The organism is Arthrobacter sp. Cza30 (genome assembly GCF_059090765.1).
On record NZ_JBNHGA010000001.1, the window covers coordinates 208031 to 229754 of the forward strand.

21 protein-coding genes and 1 riboswitch are annotated in these 21724 nt (G+C 72.8%); of the genes, 11 read left to right on the forward strand and 10 right to left on the reverse strand.

Annotation, left to right across the window (positions count from 1 at the left end; all coding sequences use genetic code 11):
* The first annotated feature begins 24 nt into the window (after positions 1-24).
* Together cofD and AC5RVZ_RS00855 are read left to right on the forward strand one after the other, a co-directional pair.
* Positions 25-1002 carry a 2-phospho-L-lactate transferase gene (gene cofD / locus AC5RVZ_RS00850; RefSeq protein ID WP_494063894.1) on the forward strand — a complete coding sequence of 326 codons (978 nt, stop codon included), beginning with the start codon at positions 25-27 and terminating at the stop codon, positions 1000-1002.
* A gap of 1 nt (position 1003) precedes the next feature.
* Positions 1004-1747 carry a sulfite exporter TauE/SafE family protein gene (locus tag AC5RVZ_RS00855; RefSeq protein WP_494063895.1) on the forward strand — a complete coding sequence of 248 codons (744 nt, stop codon included), beginning with the start codon at positions 1004-1006 and terminating at the stop codon, positions 1745-1747.
* Between the two features lie 100 nt (positions 1748-1847).
* Here AC5RVZ_RS00855 and AC5RVZ_RS00860 read toward each other — a convergent pair whose 3' ends face one another.
* The 5 genes from AC5RVZ_RS00860 to cofG all read right to left on the reverse strand — a co-directional run bounded on the left by AC5RVZ_RS00860 (position 1848) and on the right by cofG (position 8191).
* On the reverse strand, positions 1848-2279 hold the full coding sequence (locus tag AC5RVZ_RS00860) for a cupin domain-containing protein (RefSeq protein WP_494063896.1): 432 nt from the start codon (positions 2277-2279) through the stop codon (positions 1848-1850).
* 150 nt (positions 2280-2429) lie between these two features.
* Entirely contained in the window at positions 2430-3161 is a 732-nt protein-coding gene (cofC, locus tag AC5RVZ_RS00865) for a 2-phospho-L-lactate guanylyltransferase (RefSeq protein WP_494063897.1), read from the reverse strand.
* A complete protein-coding gene (fgd, locus tag AC5RVZ_RS00870) occupies positions 3158-4195 on the reverse strand; it encodes a glucose-6-phosphate dehydrogenase (coenzyme-F420) (RefSeq protein WP_494063898.1) in 1038 nt (345 codons plus the stop codon). The genes cofC and fgd overlap by 4 nt, the downstream gene beginning before the upstream one ends.
* Positions 4192-5697, reverse strand: a complete 1506-nt coding sequence (locus AC5RVZ_RS00875) for a flavin-containing monooxygenase (protein WP_494063899.1) — start codon at positions 5695-5697, stop codon at positions 4192-4194. Before AC5RVZ_RS00875 ends, fgd begins: the two co-directional genes overlap by 4 nt.
* Before the next feature lie 70 nt (positions 5698-5767).
* Positions 5768-8191, reverse strand: coding sequence for a 7,8-didemethyl-8-hydroxy-5-deazariboflavin synthase CofG (gene cofG / locus AC5RVZ_RS00880; RefSeq protein WP_494064701.1), 2424 nt, complete (start codon positions 8189-8191; stop codon positions 5768-5770).
* 113 nt (positions 8192-8304) lie between these two features.
* Between cofG and AC5RVZ_RS00885 the strand changes: the two genes are divergently transcribed.
* A complete protein-coding gene (locus tag AC5RVZ_RS00885) occupies positions 8305-8769 on the forward strand; it encodes a hypothetical protein (RefSeq protein ID WP_494063900.1) in 465 nt (154 codons plus the stop codon).
* Between the two features lie 36 nt (positions 8770-8805).
* Here the strand turns inward: AC5RVZ_RS00885 and AC5RVZ_RS00890 are convergent, their stop codons facing one another.
* Together AC5RVZ_RS00890 and AC5RVZ_RS00895 are read right to left on the reverse strand one after the other, a co-directional pair.
* Positions 8806-9627 (reverse strand): ABC transporter permease, encoded by an 822-nt coding sequence (locus AC5RVZ_RS00890; protein WP_494063901.1) that lies wholly within the window; start codon positions 9625-9627, stop codon positions 8806-8808.
* Positions 9624-11219: an ABC transporter ATP-binding protein gene (locus AC5RVZ_RS00895; RefSeq protein WP_494063902.1), complete on the reverse strand. Its 1596-nt coding sequence runs from the start codon at positions 11217-11219 to the stop codon at positions 9624-9626. Before AC5RVZ_RS00895 ends, AC5RVZ_RS00890 begins: the two co-directional genes overlap by 4 nt.
* Before the next feature lie 166 nt (positions 11220-11385).
* Here AC5RVZ_RS00895 and AC5RVZ_RS00900 point away from each other — a divergent pair, with 166 nt between their 5' ends.
* The 4 genes from AC5RVZ_RS00900 (at position 11386) to AC5RVZ_RS00915 (ending at position 14869) form a co-directional block, all read left to right on the forward strand.
* Positions 11386-12447: an enoyl-CoA hydratase/isomerase family protein gene (locus AC5RVZ_RS00900; protein WP_494063903.1), complete on the forward strand. Its 1062-nt coding sequence runs from the start codon at positions 11386-11388 to the stop codon at positions 12445-12447.
* A gap of 12 nt (positions 12448-12459) precedes the next feature.
* On the forward strand, positions 12460-13287 hold the full coding sequence (locus AC5RVZ_RS00905; RefSeq protein ID WP_494063904.1) for an LssY C-terminal domain-containing protein: 828 nt from the start codon (positions 12460-12462) through the stop codon (positions 13285-13287).
* Positions 13284-13835 (forward strand): hypothetical protein, encoded by a 552-nt coding sequence (locus AC5RVZ_RS00910; protein WP_494063905.1) that lies wholly within the window; start codon positions 13284-13286, stop codon positions 13833-13835. The genes AC5RVZ_RS00905 and AC5RVZ_RS00910 overlap by 4 nt, the downstream gene beginning before the upstream one ends.
* Positions 13836-13927: 92 nt before the next feature.
* Positions 13928-14869: a DnaJ domain-containing protein gene (locus AC5RVZ_RS00915; protein WP_494063906.1), complete on the forward strand. Its 942-nt coding sequence runs from the start codon at positions 13928-13930 to the stop codon at positions 14867-14869.
* Between the two features lie 37 nt (positions 14870-14906).
* On the opposite strand, the gene AC5RVZ_RS00920 is transcribed toward AC5RVZ_RS00915, so the two are convergent.
* Positions 14907-16568, reverse strand: coding sequence for a D-alanyl-D-alanine carboxypeptidase family protein (locus AC5RVZ_RS00920; protein ID WP_494063907.1), 1662 nt, complete (start codon positions 16566-16568; stop codon positions 14907-14909).
* 38 nt (positions 16569-16606) lie between these two features.
* A riboswitch (TPP riboswitch) is annotated at positions 16607-16718 on the forward strand.
* On the opposite strand from AC5RVZ_RS00920, the gene AC5RVZ_RS00925 reads away from it, so the two are divergent.
* The 3 genes from AC5RVZ_RS00925 (at position 16709) to AC5RVZ_RS00935 (ending at position 19624) form a co-directional block, all read left to right on the forward strand.
* Positions 16709-17353, forward strand: a complete 645-nt coding sequence (locus AC5RVZ_RS00925) for an ECF transporter S component (RefSeq protein WP_494063908.1) — start codon at positions 16709-16711, stop codon at positions 17351-17353. It overlaps the preceding riboswitch by 10 nt.
* Before the next feature lies 1 nt (position 17354).
* Complete coding sequence (locus AC5RVZ_RS00930; RefSeq protein ID WP_494063909.1) at positions 17355-18830, forward strand: ABC transporter ATP-binding protein; 1476 nt, start codon at positions 17355-17357, stop codon at positions 18828-18830.
* Complete coding sequence (locus tag AC5RVZ_RS00935; protein ID WP_494063910.1) at positions 18827-19624, forward strand: energy-coupling factor transporter transmembrane component T family protein; 798 nt, start codon at positions 18827-18829, stop codon at positions 19622-19624. Before AC5RVZ_RS00930 ends, AC5RVZ_RS00935 begins: the two co-directional genes overlap by 4 nt.
* 19 nt (positions 19625-19643) lie before the next feature.
* Here the strand turns inward: AC5RVZ_RS00935 and AC5RVZ_RS00940 are convergent, their stop codons facing one another.
* Together AC5RVZ_RS00940 and AC5RVZ_RS00945 are read right to left on the reverse strand one after the other, a co-directional pair.
* Positions 19644-20147, reverse strand: a complete 504-nt coding sequence (locus AC5RVZ_RS00940; RefSeq protein WP_494063911.1) for an SRPBCC family protein — start codon at positions 20145-20147, stop codon at positions 19644-19646.
* Positions 20144-20869, reverse strand: a complete 726-nt coding sequence (locus AC5RVZ_RS00945; protein ID WP_494063912.1) for a phosphotransferase — start codon at positions 20867-20869, stop codon at positions 20144-20146. The genes AC5RVZ_RS00940 and AC5RVZ_RS00945 overlap by 4 nt, the downstream gene beginning before the upstream one ends.
* A 263-nt stretch (positions 20870-21132) precedes the next feature.
* Between AC5RVZ_RS00945 and AC5RVZ_RS00950 the strand changes: the two genes are divergently transcribed.
* Positions 21133-21720, forward strand: coding sequence for a DUF6790 family protein (locus AC5RVZ_RS00950; RefSeq protein WP_494063913.1), 588 nt, complete (start codon positions 21133-21135; stop codon positions 21718-21720).
* The last annotated feature ends 4 nt before the right edge of the window (positions 21721-21724 follow it).

Consider the following 21724-nt stretch of genomic DNA (forward strand, 5'->3'; position numbering starts at 1 on the left):
GACTCCCGGTCGACAGGCCGGTCGATGACCGCCACGCGCATCGTCGTCCTGGCGGGCGGCGTCGGCGGGTCGCGCTTCGTCCTCGGCGTGCGCGCCGCCCTGCGCGCGCGGGGCATCGACGACACCGCGGACGCGCTGACGGTGGTCGTCAACACCGGCGACGACCTGTGGCTCTCCGGCGTGCGCCTGCAGCCGGACGTCGACTCCATCACGTACGCCCTCGCCGGGGTCAACGACTCCGAGCGCGGCTGGGGTCGTGCGGGCGACACCGAGACGGTCAACCAGGAGCTCCAGGCCTGGGGCGCCGGATGGCCCTGGTTCACGCTGGGCGACCTGGATCTCGGCACGCACGTCGCGCGCACGGGCTGGCTGCGCGAAGGACGCACGCCCACGCAGGTGCTCGAGCGGATGTCGCGACGCTGGCCGCTGGGCGCTCGTCTGCTGCCGATGACCGACGCCGAGGTCGACACCGTCGTCGAGCTCGTCGACGGCGCCCGGATGCACTTCCAGGAGTGGTGGACCCGCCACCGCGCGACGCTCGCGCCCGCGGCGTTCCACAATCCCGGCATCGGCTCGGCGTCGCCCGCGCCCGGAGTCCTCGAGGCGATCGCCGCCGCGGATGCGGTGCTGGTCGCCCCGTCCAACCCCGTCGTCTCCATCGGGCCGATCCTCGCCGTGCCCGGGATGCGTCAGGCGCTGCGCGGCGCGCGAGCCGTCGTCGGCGTCTCGCCCATCATCGGAGGGCGCGTCGTCCGGGGGATGGCCGATGTGTGTCTCACGGCGATCGGCGTCGAGACGTCGGCCGCCGCGGTCGCCGCCCACTACGGCGCCCGTTCACAGGGCGGCCTCCTGGACGCGTGGCTGGTGGCCGACGAGGACGAGACGCTCGCGCCGGCGGTCGCCGAACTCGGCATCCGCTCGGTGGTTGCCCCGCTGTGGATGACGGATGCCGCGCGATCGGCCGCGCTCGCGGAGGCGACCCTCGTGGCGGCCGGCGCCTGACGTGCCCGAACTGACCTGGTTCGCGTGGGCGCTGCTCGCGCTGGCATCCCTCGTCGTGGGACTGTCGAAGACCGCCGTGCCCGGCGCCGGCACGGTCGCGGTGGCGATCTTCGCGGCGGTGCTGCCCGCGAAGCAGTCCACCGGCACGCTGCTGCTTCTGCTCATCGTGGCCGACCTGTTCGCCGTCACGATGTACCGGCGGCACGCGGACTGGCGCACCATGCTCCGTCTGGCGCCGGCGATCGTGGCGGGCGTCATCGTCGGCGTCGGGTTCCTCGCGGTCGCCGACGACGTGTGGGTCAAGCGGACGATCGGCGTGATCCTGTTCGGCGTCATCGCCGTCACGCTGCTGCGTCGCCGGATGCAGGCCGGCACTCCGCCGGACCGGTCGCACCGCGTCGCCGCGGCCGTCTACGGCACGCTGGGCGGCTTCACCACGATGGTCGCCAACGCCGCGGGGCCGGTGATGTCGATGTACTTCCTGGCGGCGCGGTTCGAGGTGAAGGCGTTCCTCGGCACGGCGGCGTGGCTGTTCGCGCTCGTGAACCTGTTCAAGGTGCCGTTCTCGATCGGCATCGGAGTCATCACACCGGCCGGTCTGCTGGTCGATCTCGTGCTGGTGCCGCTCGTGATCGCCGGCGCGCTGGGCGGCAGATGGATCGCCTACCGGCTGAACCAGCGCCTGTTCGAGCGCCTGGTGATCGTGTTCACGATCGTCGGTGCGGCGTACCTGCTGTTCAGCTGATCGGCTCCGCGGCATCCGGTCGGCGTGACATCCGCGGGCAGAACGCGCTCGGCGGGCCGCCCGCGCCGCGAACCGTCCCCCGGTGCGTGAGCCGACGGGGTCAGGTCCAGGGTGAGGGGCGGTCGGGACCGCGCCGGCTGTCATCGGGCAGGTGGGGCAGCTGCTCGCCTCCGGCGCGGATGCAGAGCCACCGCAGCTGCTCGGGGCTGTCGGGCAGCGCCCGCCATGTGCGCCACACGTCCTGACCCACCCGCACCACGGTGCCCGCTCTCACGTCGACGATGTCGTCGTCGAGGGCCATCTGACCGCGTCCGGCGAGGAACACGTACACCTCCTCCACGCGGGAGTGCGTGTGCCAGTACCCGGCCTCCTCGCCCGGCTCGTACGCGTTGGCGGTCATGCCGATGTACTGCATCGCGAGCTCGTGGTCCACGACCCGCCGACCGTCGCGCGAGCTGTCCGCGCGGAAGCCGCCGTAGTGCTCCCGCCACTGCTCGAGCCCGCCCATCTCCAGCACCTGATAGTCGCTCACGACGTCAGGCTAGCCGGGCGCCCGCTCGTCCCGCGCTTCCGGCGGCACGCGAGGGAGGAGATGGCCGGAATCGAGGGACGGATGGCGCGCCGGACGTCTCCGGCCGCGGCCGTGTCCTCGTCGAAACGCCGGATGCCTGGTCCCGTCCGGTCAGCGGGACCCGTCCCTGAGCACCGCCGTCGTCCGCGGACCCAGGCCCAGGCCCGCGGCCTCCTCGAGCTGCTCCGCGGTGTCGACGTCTCGGCGCAGGGTGGAGGTCTCCGCCACCGGCAGCGCCTCGCACCCGAGCAGCGCGTGGCGCGCGAACGAGCCGTCGCCGAACGCGGAGGCCCAGGTCATGCCCGCTCGCGCGGTGACCAGCGTGCTGCCCGTCCCCTCGGCATCGGCGACGACGGCGCGGTCGACGGATGCCGCAGCGCCGAGCGCGTCGGCGAGGTCGGCGGGCCGCAGCGCAGGAAGGTCCCCGAGCAGCGCGGCGCGAGGCATCCGGCCCTGCGGATCGACGGCGGTCATGCCCGCCGCCACCGCGGCGTCGACACCCAGCGCTCCCCCCTCGGACACATACCGCAGCGCGGGGATGGAGGCCGACTCGCGCGCGAGGGCGGGGTCGTCGGTGACGACGACCACCTGCGCCACCGCCTCGCAGGCGCTCGCGGCCGCGAGCGTGTCGAGCGCGATCGCGCGAGCGAGGGCGGCCCGGTCGACACCGTCGACGTCCAGTCGCGACTTGCCCCGCGACGGCGGCTTGACCGGCACGACGACGATCCACCGGGGCGCCCCGGTCTCGTCGGTCGCGGCAGCCTCCGTGAGCACGAGGTCGTCGGGATCCGACGCCGTGCCCTTCGACCGCCGCCGGAACAGCGTGTTCAGGCGGACCTTCATGACGCGTACCGCGCCCGCAGTCGCGGCAGGATCTCCTCGCCGTACCTGCGCAGGAAGGCCTCCTGGTCGTGCCCCGGGTCGTGGAACACGAGGTGGCGGAATCCGAGGTCGATGTACCAGCCGATGCGCTCGACGTGCTCGTCGGGGTCGTCCGAGACGATGAAGCGGGACGCCGCCCGCTCGAGGGGCAGCGCCTCGCCGAGCCGCTGCATCTCGATCGGGTCGTCGACGCCCATCTTCTCCTCGGGACTCAGCGCCAGCGGCGCCCAGAACCGCGTCTTCTCCCGAGCCTGCTCGACCGTGTCGGCCAGCGACACCTTGATCTCCATGAGGGTGTCGATGTCGTCCCGGGTGCGGCCCGCCTTCGTCAGGCCCTCGTCGAGCGCGGGCATGAGCGTGTCGGTGTACAGCTCGCGCTTCTTGCCGCTGGTGGTGATGAAGCCGTCCGCGATGCGGCCCGCCAGACGCGTCGCGGCGGGGCCCGCCGCGCCGATGTAGATCGGCACGGGCTCTGGCAGCTTGTCGTAGATCGTGATGTTGTGCGCGTGGTAGTAGGTGCCGTCGAAGCTGACGCGCTCCTCGGACCACAGCCTGCGGATGAGCCCGATCGCCTCCTTCAGGCGCTGGAAGCGCTCGGGCGGGTCGGGCCATGCGATGCCGAGGTTCGCCTCGTTGAGGGCCTCGCCGGTGCCGACGCCCAGGATCACGCGCCCCGGATACATCACGCCGAGCGTCGCGAAGTCCTGCGCCACGACCGTCGGGTTGTAGCGGAACGTCGGCGTGAGCACCGATGTGCCGATCAGCACGCGCGACGTCTTCGCCCCGATCGCGCCCAGCCATGGGACGGATGCCGGGGCGTGACCTCCTTCGTGCAGCCACGGCTGGAGGTGGTCCGAGATGAAGACGGAGTCGAAGCCCACCTCCTCGGCGAGGACGGCGTAGTCCAGCAGCTCGGTCGGGCCGAACTGCTCCGCGGACGCCTTGTAGCCGAAACGCAGGGGGACGGCGGTGCGCTGATCCTGTCGCAGCGTCATGCGACTCCTTCCATCGGGACGTGCTGTGCGGTGGTGCGGGGAACGGGGGCCGGCGCGGGGAGGAACTCCGAGCCGTCGGCGCGGTCCAGGCGCGCGCGGAAGGCGTCGACGGTCCCCGGCCACAGCAGCGTGAGCCGGCCGGAGCGCTCGTCGACGTACCAGTTGCGGCATCCGCCGGTCATCCAGGGGGTGGATGCCGCTGCCGAGGCGATCTCGTCGGTGTAGGTCCGCTCCGCGGAAGGATGGACGCGCAGGACGCCGCCGGCCGCGCCGCGGTGCCCCAGCACTCGGGCGACGTAGGCCGCCTGCTCCTCGATCATGAGCACCGACGAGGAATGGCCGAGCGACGCGTTCGGACCGTTGAGCACGAACAGGTTCGGGAACCCTGCGACGACCGTGGAGGCGAAGGACGTCATGCCCTCGGACCAGTGCGCCGCAAGGGTCTCGCCATGCTCGCCGACCACCAGGTCGGCGTACGGCTGCTGCGTCGACGCGAAGCCCGTCGCGAGCACGAGGGCGTCGACGTCATGACGCGACCCATCGGCGGCGACGAGCGTCGGCCCGGCGACCGCTCGCAGTGCGGACGGCACGAGGGTGACCGCGTCCGAGGCCACGGCCGGGTAGAACTCGTCGGACAGCAGCACCCGCTTGCAGCCGAAGGCGTAGTCGGGCGTGAGCATCGCACGCAGAGCCGAGTCGTCCACCTGCGCCTCGAGGTGGGCGAGAGCCTGCGCTCGCGCGTGCGCGGACGCCGCGGCATCTCCCGACCGCGACGCGAAGCGCGCCTCGCCTTCGGCGTACAGCTCGGCACGCAGACGCGACAGCTCGTCCGGACGCGCCGCGAAGCGCGCGCGGTCGGCGTCGGTGTAGGCGACGCCGCCGCGGGGGACGATCCAGGCGGGACTGCGCTGGAACAGCGTCACGTGCGACGCGATGCGAGCCAGCTGCGGCACGAGCTGGACGGCGCTGGCACCGGACCCCACGACGCCGATGTGCAGACCCGCGAGGTCCGCGCCGTGGTCCCACCGTGAGGAGTGGAACAGCGGCCCGCGGAAGGTCTCGAGCCCCGCGACGTCTGGGATGCGCGGCTCGGTCAGTCGCCCGCAGGCCAGCACGATGGCATCCGCGGCCACGACGCCGGCCGGTGTGCCGATGCGCCACACCTCGTGCTCGGCGTCCCAGTCCGCCCACTGCATCGCCGACCGCAGCCGCAGGCGGTCCCGCAGCCCCTCGGCGGTGACGACGTGCTCGAGGTACTCGCGGATCTCGTCGCCCCGGGCGTACGTCCCCGACCACGCCGGGTTCGGGTGCGTCGCGAACCCGTACAGGTGCGAGGGCACGTCGCACGCGACGCCGGGGTAGGTGTTGTCGCGCCACGTGCCGCCGACGGATGCCGCGCGCTCGAGGATGACGAAGTCTTCGCGGCCCGCGCGCGACAGGGCGATGGCCGTGCCGATCCCCGCGAAGCCCGCACCGATGATCGCGACCTCGACGCGGGTCATGCGGGACCGCCTGCGGCTGCGGTCGGCGATGCCCCGGTGCCGGGAGCGGATCCCGGCGGATGCAGCGGCGTCATCGCAGCGACGCCCTGCGGTCGGCGGGCGGCTCGGCGTAGTCGGTGGTCCGCTGGCGGAACGGCCGGAAGAGCCGGGCGACGAGCGCCGCGGCATCCCGCACCGGCAGCTCGGCGCCGTACTCGATGCCCGCCTGGGGCTTCACCCGCCCGTCGAGCAGCGTGCCCCCGAGGTCGTCGCCGCCCGCGCCCAGCAGCTCGGCCGCGGCGCTGCGGCCGACGCGCGTCCAGGGGATCTGGATGTGCCGGATGCTTCCCGAGAGCAGCAGCCGCGACACCGCGACCATCGCGCGGTGCTCGTCGAGGGCGCTGCGCCCCGGAACGAGCGGAACGCCCCCCGCGGGGCCGGGGAGCGGGATCGGGACGAACTCGGTGAACCCGCCCGTCTCGCCCTGGATCCGGCGCAGCTCCCGCAGGTGGGCGATGCGCTCCGCGGCCGTCTCGACGTGCCCGTAGAACAGCACGGACGTGGAGCGGAAGCCCGCGCGGTGCGCGGCCGCGATGCCGGCGATCCAGCGATCGATCTCGAGATCGCCGGGGGCCACGAGCGGGCGGACGCGCTCGCTGAGCACCTTCACGCCGGTGCCCGGGACGGTGTCGACCCCGGCGCTACGCAGCGCGTCGAGCGCTCCCTCCAGGCCCAGCGCGCCGCGGTCGGCGAGATCCCACACGTCCTGCGGGCGGTAGGCGTGCACGTGAAGGTGCGGGACCGCCGCCTTCGCGGCGCGCACGATCTCGAGGTATCCCTCGGGATCCTCGGATGCCGGCAGCCGGCCCTGCACGCACAGCTCGGTCGCGCCGAGCTCCCACGCGTCGCGGGCGATCGCCGGGACGTCGTCGAGCGTGAAGGTCGTGGGGTCGGGCTCCGGGGCCGAGCGCAGGCCGGTCGAGGTGAGGTTGCGGTTCACGACGATGCCGACCGCCTCGCCCACGGTGTAGCGGCGCACGTCGTCGGCGGTCGCCGCCAGCACGTCGAGGTCGTCGCCGGTCGCGTGCAGCAGCGCGACCCACTCGTCGTCCTCGAGCGCCGAGGGGTCGGCGGCGGCCGTCTCGGCCAGACGGCCCGCCGCTCCCCGGCGCGCGCGCCCCTCAGCCACTCCGTGTCCGTCCGCCACGGCTGTCCGCGATCGCGGGCCGGGCGCGAACCGGTGTGACGGACGGACCTCGGGACCCTCGGCGAGGCCCGCGCCCGCGGCGAGACCCGTGGCGGGGTCGGCCAGAGCGGCGACGGCCGGGTGGAGAGCGGGATCGATCCAGGTCCCGGCGTCCTGCACGAACTCCGGCTGCGCAGTCAGGCGCTCGCGCAGCTCGAAGCCGAGTTCGCGGGTGAGCCGTGCCAGATCGTCCAGGTGCGGCCAGGGCCGCTCGGGGTTGACGTGATCGGCCGTGAGCGGCGACACGCCGCCCCAGTCGTCGGCGCCCGCCCGCACCAGCAGCCCGAACTCGGACGGGTCGGACAGATTCGGCGGCACCTGGATCCGCATATGCGGGCCCATCACGAGGCGGGCGACCGCCACGGCGGCGACGTACTCCCGCAGGTCGGCGTCCGGCGCGCCCTCCATCGCGGTGCGGGGCTTGGCCCGGAAGTTCTGCACGATCACTTCCTGCACATGACCCTGCCCGCCCACGGCATGGCGCTCGTGGACCTCGCGGATCGCGACGAGCGACTCGGCGCGGTCGCGCACCGTCTCGCCGATGCCCACGAGGATGCCCGTGGTGAAGGGGATCCGCTCGCGCCCGGCATCCTCGATCACGGCGAGTCGCACAGCGGGATCCTTGTCGGGCGATCCGTAGTGCACCTGCCCGCGCTCCTCGAACAGGCGGCGCGATGTCGTCTCGAGCATCATCCCCATCGACGGCGCGGCCGGCCGCAGCATCCGCAGCTCCTCCGCGCTCATGACGCCCGGATTGGCGTGCGCGAGAAGGCCTGTCTCGGCCGTGATGAGACGCGCGACGTGCGCGACGTAGTCCAGGGTCGATGCGAAGCCATGCTCGTCGAGCCATGCGCGGGCCTGCGGCCACCGGTCCTCGGGGCGGTCGCCGAGGGTGAGCAGGACCTCTTTGCATCCCATGGCCTGGCCCTGCCGCACCACCGCCAGCACCTGCTCCGGCGACATGTACGCGGGCTTGCGCTTCTTCAGCAGCTGGCCGGGCGTGTCCACGAAGACGCAGTAGTGACAGCGGTCGCGGCACAGCGTCGTCAGCGGCACGAACACCTTGCGCGAGTAGGTCAGGATCCCCGGCCGGCCGGATGCCTCCAGCCCGGCGTCGCGGACCTCGCCGGCCGACGCCAGCAGGCGCTCGAAGGGCTCCCCGGTCGCCGTCAGGAGTGCGACGGCGTCGTCCACGTCGAGGCGCTCGCCCGCTGCCGCGCGCGCGAGCGCATGGTCGACGAGCGAGGCGGAGGTGCCGGAAGGGGACACGACGGTCACCGATACAGTCTCGCATCGCGCGCGCCGGCCGGCGTCGAGGATCGTTGCCCTCTCGTGAGCAAAATCGTCCTGGCGCGGCGGCGCTGCGCTGGCAGACTAGATCCATGGTGACCCTGCTGCTGGACTCGACGCAGCTCGCGGTCGTGCTCTCGCCGACGGAGCGTGCCATGTCATTCCGCAAGGGGAATGTCGTGATCGAGCGATCCGCCATCACCAAGGTGCAGCTCACCGACGACGCGTGGACCTGGCTGCGTGGAACACCCAGCCCCGGCACGCACGTGCGCGGCCTCGTCGCGATGGGCACGTGGCGCTCGGCCGCCGGCGACGACTTCGCCGTCGTCCGCCGCCGCCGCCCGAGCGTCGTGATCGACCTCGACGGCCATCACGAGTTCGAGCGCGTGATCCTCACCACGCGGCACGGGGTCGCGCTGGCGCAGGCACTGCGTCTCGAGGTCGACGAGGAGCCGGCCGACGTGGCCGAGATCGCTGCGGAGACGGCGAGCACGCCTGCCGGAGCCGGCAGGAAGCCCCGCAAGCGCAAGGCGCCCGCTCCCATCCCCGCTGTCTGACCGCGGTCGCCGAGCGCGCCCACTGGCCCCGGGGCGTCAGCTGACGTCGCGGCGCCAGCTGACCAGGTGTCCGACCACGACGAGCACGACGGCGTAGCCGGCGAGCACGAGGCCGCCCGCCCACCAGTCGAGGTCGCCACCGGTCGTCGCGCCCGTCATCGCGGTGGCGTAGAGGCTCGCCCCCACCAGCGTGTCGCCGGCGGCGCCCGGCAGGAAGCGCGTCACGTCGCTCAGGCCCTCGACGAAGCCCGCGGCCATGCGGCCGATGGGCTCCAGGAACTGCGTGAACACCAGCACGCCGACGATCGCGCCGACCTGGTTGCGCACCAGGGCGCCCACGCCGATGCCGATGAGGGCCCACAGGACATAGGCGAGCAGCATCCGGGCGAACTGCGCCCATGTGTCACCCGACGCGATCGCCGTCTCGAGCCCGTACGCCGCGAGCAGGCCGGCCGACGGGCCGACCGACGCGACGATGCCGACGACGCCGAACAGCACGCCCAGGAGCACGCCGACCGCCACCTTCGCCGTCAGCACGCGGCCTCGGCGCGGGGTGGCGAGGAACGTCGACGTCAGCGACTTGTGCCGGTATTCCGACGTGACCATGAGGGTGCCGATGAGGAGGGGGAAGACGTACCCCGCCGAGGTCGCGGTGCTGTACAGCACGGGCGGAAGAGCGTCTTCCGGAACCGCCGGAGCGTCGCCCGGCAGCGAGCCGGTCGCGGCGGCGGCGAACACGAATGCGACGGCGGCGGCGGTGAAGCCGATGTAGACCACGAGGACGATCGCGAGGATCCACCACAGCGACGTCGTGAACTGCTTGGTCGTCTCTGCGCGCGTGGCGGCGGTGAGGCTCATCGGGGCTCGCCCCCTTCGGTGTCGTGGCCTTCGTGATCGGGATCGGCCGGATGCTCGGCGTTCGGCGCCGACGGGGAGTGGACGACCTGCTTCCCCTCGGCGCGGCGAGCGTCGAAGGAGGAGAAGAAGCGGTCGGCCTCCACGTCGGACTCAGTCTTGACCTTCGATTCCCACGGCCGGTCCGGATCGGATGCCGACAGCTCCTGATCGATCGCGCCGATCGCCTCGACGTCGGGGTCGGCGTCCTCCGGCGTGGGCGGTGCGTCGGACGAGGCCGCGGCGTCGTCTTCGAACGCGTGCTCTCCGGCGTCGGCTGCCGACGCCGCCGGCGGCACGACGTCGATGACACCGGTGCGCGCGACCGCGTAGGTCGCGGTGTTCGTCGTGGCGAGCTCCGGAGAGCGCGCCGCAGCCGCATCGGCGACCGACACGTCGGCATCGGGCGCCGCGCTCGTATCCGTCGGGCGCGCCTCGGCGGCCGTCGCGGCGGCGCCGGCGCTCGTCACGGACTCGTCCGCACCGGACGCATCCGTCGCGCCGGCGGCATCCGTGGCGTCATCCGCCGCCGCACTCGCACCGGCCTCCGTCGCCGCGACGCCCACCGCTGCGGGCGTTCCCGCGGCGTCCTCGGATTCGGCCGCCGGCGCGCCGGCGGCGCCGGACACCGGGGCATCGACGCCGGCGGCGCTGTGATGCACGCGCCGCCCATCGACGAGCTCGAGGAAGACCTCCTCGAGCGCCGGTCCTCGCTTGTGAAGAGTCGACAGGGCGATGCCGGCGGCTGCGACGGCCTTCCCCACGGCGGCGGGCTCGACGCCGCGCACGGTCAGACCCGACCGCAGCACCTCGAACGGCACGTCCGCGGCGCGCAGCGCCGCCGCGAGCGAGACCCGGTCGGGGGCATCCACGACGGTGGCGTGCTCGGCGGGGTCGGACAGCTCATCGAGCGTCCCTTGGAACACCAGCCGCCCCCGCGAGATGATCAGCAGCGCATCGACCGTCTGCTGCACCTCGGCCAGGAGGTGGGACGAGACCAGCACGGTGCGCCCCTCGCGCGCGAGCTCCCGCAGGAACCCGCGGATCCAGCGGATCCCCTCGGGGTCCAGCCCGTTCGTCGGCTCGTCCAGCACGAGCACACCGGGGTCGCCGAGCAGCGCGTACGCCAGCCCCAGCCGCTGCCGCATGCCCAGCGAGAAGCCGCCGATCCGCCGGCCGGCGGCATCCGCGAGACCGACCAGCCCCAGCACCTCGTCGACGCGGCTCTTGGGCACACCCGCCGCCTGCGCGTACACCGTGAGGTGCGCGGCCGCCGTGCGTCCGGGGTGGAAGCTGGATGCCTCCAGCACCGCGCCCACCGTCTGCAGCGGACGCGCAAGGTCGGCGTAGCGGATGCCGCCGATGGTCGCCGACCCCGCGGTGGGCTTGACCAGTCCGAGCAGCATCCGCAGGGTGGTGGTCTTGCCGGCCCCGTTGGGTCCCAGAAAGCCGGTGACCCGTCCGGGTTCGACGCGCGCGGTCAGATCGGAGACCGCCATGACGGACCCGAACCGCTTGCTGACCCCGGAGAATTCCAGCGGCTGTCCTTCGGGCATGCCGAACCCTCTCGTCGTGCTGAGCATCCTCCCCATCTTGGCGGAACTCCGCTCCGGCCGCCGGGAATGGCGGGCCCGACGCTCCGTCGCCGGGTCGCCGAGACCCCTGGCCGGCGGCTCGTGGGCCCGATCCCGCCGGTGCGCGCCTCCCGGTAACGTTGCGCTCGTGACCGACGTCGACGAGCCCACCGTCCTGGTTCGCACGCGCGGAGGTGTCGGGCGCCTGACCCTCAACCGTCCGCGCGCCATCAACGCCCTCGATCTCGGCATGATCCGTGCGCTGCACCAGGCGCTGGACGCGTGGGAGCGCGACAGCGAGGTCGCCCTGGTCGTCATCGACGGCGCGGGCGAGCGGGGCCTGTGTGCCGGGGGTGACGTGCGCGGACTCGCCGAGCGGGTCAACGCCGGACGCGCCGACGAGACGGCGCAGTTCTTCCGCGAGGAGTACGCGCTCAACGCGCGGATCGCGGAGTATCCGAAGCCGATCGTCGCCTTCGCGGACGGGATCACCATGGGCGGCGGGATCGGGGTGGCCGGCCACGCCGCCATCCGCGTCGTGACCGAGCGCTCGCAGCTCGCCATGCCCGAGACCCGCATCGGCTTCACGCCCGATGTCGGCGGGACGTGGCTGCTGGCGCGCGCACCCGGCCGGCTGGGCGAGTACCTCGGACTGACGGGTTCGACCATGGACGCCTCGGATGCGATCGACGCCGGCTTCGCGGATCACTTCGTCCACTCGGACAGCCTCGGCGACCTCCGCGACGCCTTCGAGACGCGCGCGGACCCGTCCAGCCCCACCGAGCTCGTGCTGCTCTTCGACGACACGCCGCCGCCGTCACGACTGGCCCGCGCACGGGAGTGGATCGACGACGCGTTCGCCGCCGACACCGTCCCGCAGATCATCGAGCGCCTGCGGGAGCGACCGGAGGCCGAGGCATCCGAGACCGCCGACCTGCTCGAGCAGCTCTCGCCGACGGGCCTGGCCGTGACGCTGGCATCCGTCCGTCGCTCCCGCGAGCTGGCGGGGCTGCGCGACGTCCTCGCGCAGGAGTACGGCCTTGTGATGTGGTTCGCCACGACGCAGCCGGACCTCCGAGAGGGGATCCGGGCGCAGGTGATCGACAAGGACCGCTCCCCGCGCTGGCAGCCGCCGACCCTCGCCGAGCTCCCACCGGACGTCGCGGACTCCGCTCTGGCGCATCAGCCCGACAGGCCGCTCTGGGATTGATCGCGAGGCGTGATGAACCGGGAGCCGCGTCGTCGCCCGTATTCGATCGGGATCGCGATCGACTGGTTCTTCTTCGTCTTCGCCGGTCTCGCGTCGGTGTGGCTGGCGTACCTGAGCTTCACAGAGACGTTCCGCATCGGCTGGTGGGGCATCCCGTTCTTCGTCGTGTTCTGGGTACTGCTGGCCTACCTCGTGCTGCCGCGCCTGCATCGCATCCTCACGACCGTCTACGTGCCGGACTACTTCATCGGCCGGGCACGCACGAGTGACGGTCTGCTCGGCGATCCGGTCAACATCGCCTTCCTCGGCCGGGGCGAGCAGATCGAGGCGGCGATGCGCGCCGCCGGATGGACACGCGCGGACGACGTGACCCTCGCGTCCTCATGGCGCCTCATCACCTCGACCCTGCGTCGCCGCAGCTACGACGAGGCGCCCGTCAGCCCGCTGTTCCTGTTCGGCCGGCAGCAGGACTTCGCCTATCAGCAGGAGGTCTCGGGCAATCCCGCGCAGCGTCATCATGTCCGGTTCTGGCAGTGCCCCGACGGCTGGCTGCTGCCGGGCGGACGCCGCGTAGACTGGCTCGCCGCCGGCACGTTCGACACCAGCGTCGGACTGTCGCTGTTCACCTTGCAGGTGACGCACCGCATCGACGCCGACACCGACGTCGAGCGCGACCACATCGTCGCATCGCTGCGGGATGCCGACCCTCGCGTCGTCGTCGACGTCATCGAGGACTTCGCGACCGGCTACCACGCCCGCAACGGCGGGGGCGACAGCATCCGCACCGACGGCGACCTGCCGATCGTGGACGTCCGCGCCCTCGAGGCGGTGCACGCATGAGCGACCCCCGGCCGGAGGCGACCCCGCCCGCCCGGGAGCCCACGCCCCACAAGCGCCCCGCGTACGAGCCGGCCACGCGGCTGCTGGTCCCCACCGGCTACGACCCCGACATGAAGCGGCCGGTGACGACGGTCGCCGGTGCCGCCCTGGTCCTGGTGCGAGTGATCGCGGGGATCGTCGTGCTCGTGGGCATCGCAGCGGGCTGGGACTCGCTGATCGACGACGCCGACTCGCTGCTGGACGGCTTCGACCCCTCGCCCGAGGGGGCGCAGGCCGCGTTGTGGTTCGTGCTCGCCGCCGGCGGCACGGTCCTCGCGATCGACCTGCTGCTGGCGGTGTTCGTCTACCTCGGGCGCAACCCCGCGCGTGTCATCGTGATGGTCATCGCGGCGATCTCGATCAGCACGTCGTTCTTCGCGTGGTGGGCGCAGGGGCAGGAGATCCAGGTGGAGGGGACCTACTTCTCCCTGAGCCTGGACATCCTGATCCTGCTGGCCCTGTCCAGTCGCAGCGCCGCCGCGTATGCGCGTCGCAACGAAAGACGCTGAGCCGGCTGCGCGATCGAGGCTGAGAGCCGCCTCCGGGCCCGTGGCGTACCCTGAGTCCGGCCGCGAAGGCGGCGGAAAGCGGGAGGGTGCGCGTGTTCGACAGTCCGTTGTCGGCCTCGGCCTACGAGGTGCTCGCGGTGGAGCCGGACGCGGACGATGAGACGCTTCGGCGCGCGTACCGCCTGCGCCTGCGGCAGACGCACCCGGACACCGGCGGCGACGCGGCGCTCTTCATCCAGGTGCAGCGTGCATGGGAGCTCATCGGAACGCCGGAGGCGCGGGCGGCCTACGACCGGGGTCACGGCTTCGGCGACACCCCGGCGGCGCAGTGGTCCGGGTCGTCCGGCGAGAGCTGGCGCCCGCCGGCGGCGCGCACCGACACACGACCCCGGGCCCGGTCGTACGGGCATCCCGGCGGCTGGCGACGCGAGCGCTATCTGGATCTGATGCGCGAGTGGGTCGGCCGCGGTGTGGCGCTGGAGGATCCGTACGACCCCGCGCTGGTGCGGTCGGCTCCGCAGCATCTGCGCCGCCTTCTGGCCGACGCGCTCGCCGAGGAGGCGACCGCGCGCATCGTCGCCGACCTCGGGATGGGCTACACGGTGTGGCATGACGTCGCGGCCGTGGGGCGGGATGCCGACGCCGACGCGAAGATCGACCACATCGTGCTCGGTCCGAGCGGCCTCTACGGCATCCTCTCGGAGGACTTCGGCGGGCCGGTGCGGATCCGCCGCGGCGAGTTCGTCGGCGACGGCGTTCCCGGTGCCCCGGTCGCGCAGCTGCTCGCACGGATGCGGGTGATCGCGCGGGCCGCAGGGGTCCGCTTCAGCGGCGCGATCGTCGTGCTCCCCGATGACGACGTGCTGGATGCGATCGAGGAGATCGGCAAGGTGCGCGGGGTGCGCGTCGCGGTGGTCTCCCGCAGCGCCCTGGCCACCGTGCTGCGGCGCGGGATCACCGGCGCCCGCGACATCGGCGGCAACGAGGTCTTCGACGTGCGCACCCGCCTGCAGCAGACCGTGCGCTTCGCCTGACGTCCGAAAACCGCCGGCGGAACGAGGGAACCCCTCGTCAGTCGTTCAGGCCGAACAGGTCCAGCGGATGGGTGAGTCGCCACCACGGCGACGGGTCGGCGACGTCGTCCGCGAGCCGGAGGTCCACCGTCGCGGTGTCGACCGGGCCGGCGACATCGAGGGAGCCGACCGTCTCACCGGCGTCGCGGTCGTCGCCGAGGTCGAAGGTGGTCGTGACGGTGCCCGCCTGCCCGTTCCACAGCACCACCGACGCGTCCTCGGCGGTGACGATCTCGACCTTCTCGCCCCACCGCGTCTCGACGTACCCTGCGACGCTGCCCTCCGTCACCGACGGCTCCAGCTGCAGGTCCTGCTCCAGCTGGGCGTAGAGATCCCGGCTGGCGGCGAGCCGCGCAGCGTCGTCCGGCTGGCCGAGCACCGACGCGAACAGACGCACGGTGGTGTCGCCGATCGCGACGTCCTTGGCCGACAGCAGGTTCCACGCGTCGAGCGTGCCGGTCTTGATGCCCAGGACGCCCGGGTCGGCGAGGAGGCCGTTGGTGTTCTCGACGAGTCCGGCGCCGGGCAGCTGCACCGACGGCTTCGCCACGATCTCGGCGATGACGGGATTGGCCAGCGCCTTCTGCGCGAGGGCGATGAGCGCCTCCGGGCTGGCGGCATTGCCCGGGTCCATGCCGGTCGGCTCCACGACCGTCACGCCGGGGACACCGTGCGACTCCAGCCACGCGCGAGCAGCGGACGCGAAGACGGCATCCGAGGGCCAGAGGTTCTGCGCCAGACGGTCGGCGTAGTTGTTCGCCGAGCCGATCAGCATGCCTTCGAGCATCTGATACTGCGTCAGGACGCCCCCGACGGGAACGTCGAGCGCCGACTCGCCGTTCGCACGGTACTGCCAGTAGCGGGTGCTGTCGGCGGCGGTGAAGCGGAACTCCGGACCCTGCTCGCCGGGCGACAGCGGCATCTCGTCGAGGACGACCAGCGCCGTCACGACCTTGGTGATGCTCGCGATCGCGTCGGGGTCCGTCGCGGAGGCCACGGCGCCGGGGAAGCCGTCCACCGCCACCGCCGCACTGCCTTCGGCAGGCCACGTCAGCGCGGCCGCCGGCGCCGCCGCCGGCTGCACCTGCACGGCGGTCACGGTGGGCGCGACCGCGTGCAGCGGCCACAGGAGCGTGGTGCCGGAGTAGGCGCCGAGGAGGCCCGCGATGACCGCCACCGGGGCGATGACCCCCGCTCGCAGCGGCGAGCGGCGCGGCGCGTTCGCGAGCAGGTCCTTCTCGACGGGCACGTAGGGACTCGCTGCCGCGGTGAGGTCGCCCGGAGCCGGCATCCGGCCGACAGTGCTCCCGTCGACCCACGCCAATGCCCGAGGCCGGCTGACGACCTCGGCGGGCCGGAACGCCGCGGTGGCGGCGCCGGCGGGGGACTCGGGTGCCGAGAGGGAGCCGGTGCCGATCGAGGCGTCCGTGGCGGTGTCGGTGGCCGTCGCCGCCGGCACCGGCGGCGACGCGACGGTGAGCCCGGTGTCGCCGGCAGCGGCGGGCGCCGCGCTGCGCGCCGGATGCGCGGTGTCCGCGGTGTCCGACTGCCGGGGCGGGGCCGCCTCTCCCTGCGCCGCGTCGCCGGACAGGACCGGGATCGCACCCGTCCGCGCGCGCCGTTCGCGGCGCGTGCGCGGGGGAGCGTCGTCCAGTGTCACTCGCTCAAGATACCCCGCACGCGCGGCGGTATACTCGAGGCCACAACCACGGGAGTCCGGTGAGCCGGGCTGAGAGGAAGCGATCCACGCTTCGACCGTCGAACCTGATCCGGATCATGCCGGCGCAGGGAGGAGTTCATATGCACACGTCCACGTCCACCGTCGACTCCGCTCGCGGCGGGAAGACCCCGACGAACCGCTACCGCTGGCGCGTCGTCGACATCGTGGTGGCCGCCGTCCTCGGCGTCGCCCTGGGCCTGGTGTTCTGGGCCTGGAACACCGTCGGCTATGCCTGGTTCACCGCGATGGACGGCTTGACCCCCGGCCTCGGCGGGATCGCCGTGGGCATCTGGCTCATCGGCGGCGTGATCGGCGGCCTGGTCATCCGCAAGCCGGGAGCCGCGCTGCTGGTCGAGGTGATCGCCGCGATCGTGTCGATGCTCATCGGGAACGTGTGGGGCGTGTCCACTGTTCTCTCCGGCCTCGTGCAGGGGCTCGGCGCGGAGCTCATCTTCGCGCTGTTCCTGTACCGGCGGTTCACTCTTCCGGTGGCGATCCTCGCCGGCGCGGGCGCCGCTGCGGCCGCGTGGATCTTCGAGCTGTTCTACGGCAGCTCGCCGAACATCCTGAAGACGCTGGAGTTCAACCTCATCTACCTCGGGTCGGTGCTGGCGTCCGGGGCGGTGCTCGCCGGCGTCGTCGGATGGGCCGCGGTGCGGGCGCTCGCGGCGACGGGGGCGCTGAACCGCTTCGCGGCCGGACGCGAAGCGCGCCGCGAGGTCTGACATGCCGACCACCCGCCCGGCCCGCATCACGGCGGCGGGCTGGGGATGGCGCTACGCCGGGCGTCGTGCACCGGCCGTGCGCGATGTGTCCTTCACGATCGAGCCCGGCGAGCGCGTGCTGCTGCTCGGCGCGTCCGGTGCGGGCAAATCGACGCTGCTCGCCGGCATCGCGGGCCTTCTCGGCGGTGCCGACGAAGGCGACGAGACCGGCTCGCTGCTCGTCGACGGCCACCGCGCCGAAGCGCAGCGCGGTCGTGTGGGGCTCGTGCTGCAGGATCCGGACGCCGGGGTGGTGCTCTCACGTGTCGGTGACGACGTCGCGTTCGGCTGCGAGAACCTCGGCGTCCCGGCGGCCGAGATCCCGGCGCGCGTGCGCGAGGCGCTCGACGCGGTCGGGCTCCGCGTGCCGCTGACGCATCCGACGAAGGCCCTGTCGGGCGGGCAGAAGCAGCGACTGGCTCTGGCCGGGGTGCTGGCCATGCGTCCCGGCGTGCTGCTTCTGGACGAACCGACCGCCAACCTCGATCCCGAGGGCGTTCGCGACGTGCGGGAATCCGTGGCGCGCGCCGTGGCGGAGACCGGTGCGACCCTCGTGGTCATCGAGCACCGCACCCCGGTATGGGTCGACCTCATGGATCGCGTGCTGGTCGTGGGTGCCGAGGGCGGCCTCCTCGCCGACGGCCGACCTGACGAGGTGTTCGCCCGCCACGGCGCGACGCTGGCGTCGGCGGGCGTGTGGGTGCCGGGGCATCCGCTCGAGCTGCCGGTGCTGCACCCGGCCGCGCCGGCCGCCGACGCCGTGCTGGAGGCATCCGCTCTGTCCATCTCGCGCGACGGACGCGCCGTCGTGCGCGAAGGACTGGACGTGCGCGTCCCCCGTGCCGCCGCGACGGTCGTCACCGGCCCGAACGGAGCGGGCAAGTCCACGCTCGCCCTGACGCTCGCGGGGCTCCTGCCCGAGGCGGCCGGGGAGGTGATCGCCGCACCCGAGCTCGCGGCGCGGTCCGGCCGGCGCCCCTCGCGCTGGAAGTCCCGCGAGCTGCTGACCCGCATCGGCACGGTGTTCCAGGAGCCCGAGCACCAGTTCCTCGCCTCGACCGTGCGGGACGAGCTCGCGATCGGTCCGCGCTCCCGGGGCCTGAACGCGCCGGCGGTGGCCGCGATCGTGGACGACCTGCTCGAGCGGCTGCACCTGGCACCGCTCGCGGCGGCCAACCCGTTCACGCTGTCGGGTGGCCAGAAGCGTCGGCTGTCGGTGGCGACCGCGCTCGCCGACGCGCCGCCGGTGATCGTTCTCGACGAGCCCACCTTCGGTCAGGATCGCCGCGGCTGGATCGAGCTGGTGCGCCTCCTGCAGGCCCAGATCGCCTCGGGCACGAGCGTCGTCGCCGTCACGCACGACGAGGAGGTCCGGCACCACCTCGGCGGCCACCGCATCGACCTGGGAACCGCCGTCCCGGCGGGGAGCATGCCGTGACCGCGGTGCAAGTCCGCACCGAGAGCCGGTCGCCTGTCACCCCGTGGCTCGACGGCGTGAACCCGGTGACCAAGATCGTGCTGGCCCTCGTGCTGTCGATCCCGCTCCTCGCCTCGATCGATGTCGTGAGCGCCCTGGCCGCGATCGCCCTCCAGCTGTGCTGCATCCCGCTGACGGGTCTGCCGGTATCGACGGTGACGAAGCGGATGCTGCCGATCCTCATCTTCGCGCCGGTGGCCGGTGTCAGCATGCTGCTGTACGCCGAGCCCGGTGGAACGGTGCACTGGTCGTTCTGGTACGCCACGATCAGCGACGACTCCATCGCGCTCGCCCTCGCGGTGTGCGTGCGCGTCCTCGCGCTGGGACTGCCGACGATCCTGCTGTTCGGACGCACCGACCCCACCGATCTCGCCGATGCGCTCGCGCAGATCGCGAGACTCCCCAGCCGGTTCGTGCTCGGCGTGCTCGCCGGCACGCGCACCCTCGGTCTCTTCCTCGACGACTGGCGCAGCATGGACCTCGCCCGTCGCGCGCGGGGCGTGGGGGACACCGGCGCGGTGCGCCGCTTCTTCTCCATGGCCTTCGTGCTGCTCGTGTTCGCCGTGCGCCGGGGCACGAAGCTCGCGATGGCGATGGAGGCGCGCGGCTTCGGCTCGGGGATCCCGCGCACGTGGTCGCGTCCCTCACGGCTCGGAGCGCGCGACCTCGCGGCGCTCGGAGGCGGCGTGGCGATCATGGCGATCGCGATCGGCGCAGCGGTCGCTGCCGGATCGTTCCGTTTCGTATGGTCGTGACGTCGCGCCCCCCGCGCGATCAGTCGGCGGCCACGAGCTCCTCGTACGCCGGCTGCAGCGCGGGGAAGTAGTCGTCCCACCGCACCGAGTCCGCGTCGAGCCCCGCCTGAGCGGCGACGAGGCGGTCGAGGTAGTACTCCCAGCCGGGCCCGATCGTCCCGACGTCCTCACTGGGGTTCAGCCGCTGGCCGAAGGTCAGGATGGTGTCGCCGTCCTGCTGGGCGAGCTCGAACCACAGGTGCCACGCGCCGCCGGCCTGCGACGTGTCGCCGGCGAAGCGACGGGGCGGATCGCACTCGAGGATCGTGTACTCCTCGGGCTCGGCATCCGCTCCCTCCGCCGTCATGAAGAACGTCACGCCGCCGGTTCTCGGGTCGCCTTCCCACCGGCCGATCCAGCGCTCGAGCCGGTCGGACTCGGTCAGCTCGCGCCACACCTCCTCGGGGGTGGCGCGGAAGCGCCGAAGGATCACGAGGTGGGGGTCGCCGTCGATCTTGGCGACGGTTCCGGTGATGGTCGTCATGTCGCGTTCCAGAGCTCTCGGTAGTACGACAGACGCACGGGGTCGGGCTCGATCCCATACGCCTCGATGAGGGCGTCCTCCCATCCGTCGCCATAGTCCCATGCCGTCGACATCGACGCCACCGCGATGTCGGCCCAGCGGTCCGCGACGCCCAGCGTGCCGAAGTCGACATGCCCGCTCCATCGACCATCGTCCCCGATGAGGGTGTTGGGGCAGCAGGCGTCGCCATGGCAGACCACGAGCCGGTCGATCGGAGGCGCCTCGCGCAGCGCTGCCGGCATCCGGATGCCTCGGCGCTCGGCGTTCGCGATCCGCGCGGGCACCGACCAGTCGTAGGGGCAGTCGGCCACCGGAAGCGCATCATGCAGGGCGCGCAGGCCCTCGCCGACCGCGCGCACGGCGAGCTCGGGCTCGGCGACCCAGCGCGGGTCCACCGCCGACCGCCCGGTCAGTGCGCCCGTCACGAGCCACTCGTGCGTGTCGTCACCGCCCAGCTCCAGCGGCGACGGCACACGCGCGTAGGGTGCGGCCCAGGCAAGGCGAGCAGCCTCGCCGGCGAACGAGGACTCGGCGTTGCGCGGGCCGTGCTTGATGTAGCGACCATCGTCCGTGCGGAATGTCAGACCGCCGTAGTCGTTGCGCCACACCGGTTCGAGGCGCGCCCCGCGGGCGAGCTTCCGCACCACCTCGGGCACGGCGACCGGCTCGATCGGGATCGACACGGGTCCATCCTGCCCTGCCGCGTCCGCTCATTCCGGCTGCCCCATCGCCGAGACCGTATCTCCTCGCCGAGACCGCACGCTGCGGGCGTGCGCGACATGCGGTCTCGGCGAGAGCACACGTCGTCGACGGGGTCGGGGGAGGGGTGGGGCTCATTCGAGTCAGGCCGACGCCCCTTGTCATCGTCGTTCCCCGGCGGGACGGCCAGTACAGTGCAATCGCGGCACCCGCCGTGGTCGTCAGGGGGACTGTCGGAAGGACGTCCATGGAATCCGTCATCGCGAACACCATCACTCTCGTGCTGTCCAACTTCACCGTCACGCTGCTGCTGCTCGGCCTGATCACCGCCGGCATCGGGATGCTCAGGCGCAAGCGTCGGACCGGCGAGCTCTCACCGGCCGATGTGTGGGAGAAGCTGCTCAACCACTTCCTGCTGCTGTCGGTGGGGGTCAGCTACCTCTACAACTTCGTCATGCACAGCGTCTTCGGAGATTTCACGGCCGAGATCATCGGCTGGGAGCAGAGCCCGTTCCAGCTGGAGGTCGCCTTCGCGAGCCTCGGCTTCGCCGCCGTGGGCTTCCTCGCCTTCCCGGACCGGCAGGGCTGGGTGGTCAAGCTCGCCGCCCTGCTCGGGCCCGCGCTGTTCCTGTGGGGCGCCGCGGCCGGCCACGTCTACCAGCTCGTCACCAGCGGCAACCAGGCGCAGGGCAACGCGGGAAGCATCCTCTACACCGACATCCTGCTGCCCGTGGTCGGGTTCGTCTTCCTCTGGGGCTTCGTCGCGGCCGCCCGCCGCGAGCGCGACGTCCTCCGGCAGGAGGACGCCCTCGCGGACCCGGTCGACGCCCGCTGACCCG

Excerpts from the sequence above, each read along its gene's own strand:
- cofD (WP_494063894.1), top strand. The coding sequence starts at position 25 with ATGACCGCCACGCGCATCGTCGTCCTGGCGGGCGGCGTCGGCGGGTCG.
- cofC (WP_494063897.1), bottom strand. The coding sequence starts at position 3,161 with ATGAAGGTCCGCCTGAACACGCTGTTCCGGCGGCGGTCGAAGGGCACG.
- fgd (WP_494063898.1), bottom strand. The coding sequence starts at position 4,195 with ATGACGCTGCGACAGGATCAGCGCACCGCCGTCCCCCTGCGTTTCGGC.
- AC5RVZ_RS00875 (WP_494063899.1), bottom strand. The coding sequence starts at position 5,697 with ATGACCCGCGTCGAGGTCGCGATCATCGGTGCGGGCTTCGCGGGGATC.
- AC5RVZ_RS00885 (WP_494063900.1), top strand. The coding sequence starts at position 8,305 with ATGGTGACCCTGCTGCTGGACTCGACGCAGCTCGCGGTCGTGCTCTCG.
- AC5RVZ_RS00890 (WP_494063901.1), bottom strand. The coding sequence starts at position 9,627 with ATGAGCCTCACCGCCGCCACGCGCGCAGAGACGACCAAGCAGTTCACG.
- AC5RVZ_RS00895 (WP_494063902.1), bottom strand. The coding sequence starts at position 11,219 with ATGCCCGAAGGACAGCCGCTGGAATTCTCCGGGGTCAGCAAGCGGTTC.
- AC5RVZ_RS00905 (WP_494063904.1), top strand. The coding sequence starts at position 12,460 with ATGAACCGGGAGCCGCGTCGTCGCCCGTATTCGATCGGGATCGCGATC.
- AC5RVZ_RS00910 (WP_494063905.1), top strand. The coding sequence starts at position 13,284 with ATGAGCGACCCCCGGCCGGAGGCGACCCCGCCCGCCCGGGAGCCCACG.
- AC5RVZ_RS00925 (WP_494063908.1), top strand. The coding sequence starts at position 16,709 with ATGCACACGTCCACGTCCACCGTCGACTCCGCTCGCGGCGGGAAGACC.
- AC5RVZ_RS00930 (WP_494063909.1), top strand. The coding sequence starts at position 17,355 with ATGCCGACCACCCGCCCGGCCCGCATCACGGCGGCGGGCTGGGGATGG.
- AC5RVZ_RS00940 (WP_494063911.1), bottom strand. The coding sequence starts at position 20,147 with ATGACGACCATCACCGGAACCGTCGCCAAGATCGACGGCGACCCCCAC.
- AC5RVZ_RS00950 (WP_494063913.1), top strand. The coding sequence starts at position 21,133 with ATGGAATCCGTCATCGCGAACACCATCACTCTCGTGCTGTCCAACTTC.